The following is a 2,085-nucleotide window of genomic DNA, read 5'->3' on the forward strand; positions in this document are numbered from 1 at the left end:
GATGGGGTGGTGGACAAAAAAACAGAACGGTAGAGTGATAGGAGGGAGTTTTGTTTCCTGGCTTTTCCAATTTGTAGAGTCACCACTGCTTCTAAGACTCGCTGAATGGGAGTATCTACAGAAGATGAAGAAGTTTCGGGGTTATCAGTCTCATTTCCTTGCAATTGGGGCTTGCTTTGTTGTTCGTTTGTATGCAGTTGTTTACCACTTGACTCAGTGACTTTGCGAAACAGCAGATACACTGGGTAAAGTAGAGCTTGTAATGACCAATTAGCAGTGACTTCTAGATGCTTTCTGGTGCGCTCAAACTGCTCGCCCCAGCGCCGAGATTGCTGATGGAAGAAGTTAAAAAGTCTGCTTTTATAACGACCAGAGGTAGCAGGAGGCATAAAAAATTCGCTCATTCAAAATTCAAAATTCAAAATTAAGAAAAGTGGTGATCGCGAGTCCTCTAGCTTGTACGTGACGCTTCGGTGAATTTTTTGAGAAGTGTTGTTAGTTGCCGGACTCTCACCAAACAATAAATCGAAAGACTGTTGTCATGAATGAATCCCCTCATCTTAACGAAATTATGACCTCTCCAGTATCTCAAGCTAACACTAAATTTATCTCGGAAGCGATTGAAAAGTTACGCTCTTATGTCAGAGTGAATCATTTGTCATCCTGGCAATGTCAGACAGGTGAGTTATCTGTAGGTGATATTAGCACTTGTGATTTTTCTGGTTGGAATCTTGCTCAGTTAAACGCCAAAGAACACATTGCTTGGGCTGGAGGACAAAAAGTTTTATGGCTGATGCAAAAATTGGTTGTTCCCCAAAATTTACAGGGTTACCCGCTACAAGGTTTGTCTTTGCGCCTATCACTAGTTTGGTGGGCGGACTCTGCTCAAGTTTATGTCAATGGGAAGTTGGTGCTTGAGGGAGATTTGTTTGATTGTTCACCTAGGGTGTTACTGAGTTCTGGGGTGACACCAGGCGATGAGTTTATTGTCGCTTTGTGTTTGGTGAGTCCGAGTCATTGTGATGGTGCTTTGGTAAAGTCACTCCTGATTTATGAGGCTACTGATGAGAATTATCTTGATCCTGGTTTTGTGGCTGATGAGTTGGGTGTGATGCAGCGGTTTTTGGAAAGTTTTGAGCCTGAAAAGTTGGAGAATTTGGCCGCGAGTGTGGTGAAGATTGATTGGGAAACGAACCGCCTTAGCGCAGCGTGTCCGAAGGACATAGGCGCAAAGGACGCCAAGGAAGATAAGAAAGAGTTTGAGAATTTATTGTTTGCAGTTCGTCAGAAGTTGCTGGAATCGAACATCCAAAATCTTGATTCAAAAATTTATTTGTTGGGTCATGCTCATCTTGATTTAGCATGGCTTTGGCGTGTGAGTGAAACTTGGAAGGCTGCACAAAGTACTTTTGAGTCGGTTCTGAAGTTAAGCCGGGATTTTCCGGAGTTGATTTTTTGTCATTCTTCACCGGTGCTTTATGCTTGGATTGAAGAACATCGTCCGGATTTGTTTGATGCAATTCAACAAGCGGTAAAAGCTGGGCGTTGGGAAGTTGTGGGGGGTTTTTGGGTTGAACCGGAGCTGAATTTGATTGCAGGTGAATCTATTGTCCGTCAGTTGTTGTATGGTCAGCGCTATACACAGGAGAAATTTGGTAAGCTTTCTCCTGTTGTGTGGGTACCAGATAGTTTTGGTTTTTGTGCAACTTTACCGCAGTTTTTTGCTGGTGCTGGGGTTGAGTATTTCGTGACTCAAAAGTTGCGCTGGAATGATACGACGAAGTTTGATTATGGTGCTTTTTGGTGGCGATCGCCTGATGGAAGTGAAGTCTTTAGCCTCATGTCCGCACCTGTTGGTGAAGGTATCGACCCTGTGAAAATGGTATCCTATGCTTGTGAATGGCAAACGCAAACAGGTCTTTGTGATGCTCTTTGGCTTCCTGGTGTGGGTGACCACGGCGGCGGTCCCACCCGTGATATGCTAGAAATCGCCCAGCGTTGGCAAAAGTCTCCTTTCTTTCCTCAACTAGAGTTTACGACCGCCGAAAATTACTTACAGCAAATCAAAACTAAAAGCGACAAACC

2 pseudogenes are annotated in these 2,085 nt (G+C 44.0%); one reads left to right on the top strand and one right to left on the bottom strand.

Annotated elements, in window-relative coordinates:
• Positions 1 to 404 (bottom strand): annotated as a pseudogene (locus DP117_RS34090) (hypothetical protein); the annotation flags it as partial.
• A gap of 167 nt (positions 405 to 571) precedes the next feature.
• On the opposite strand from DP117_RS34090, the pseudogene DP117_RS34095 reads away from it, so the two are divergent.
• A pseudogene (locus DP117_RS34095) lies at positions 572 to 2,085 on the top strand (alpha-mannosidase); the annotation flags it as partial.

Origin of the sequence: Brasilonema sp. UFV-L1 (genome assembly GCF_012912105.1) — a bacterium.
Lineage (GTDB): Bacteria > Cyanobacteriota > Cyanobacteriia > Cyanobacteriales > Nostocaceae > Brasilonema.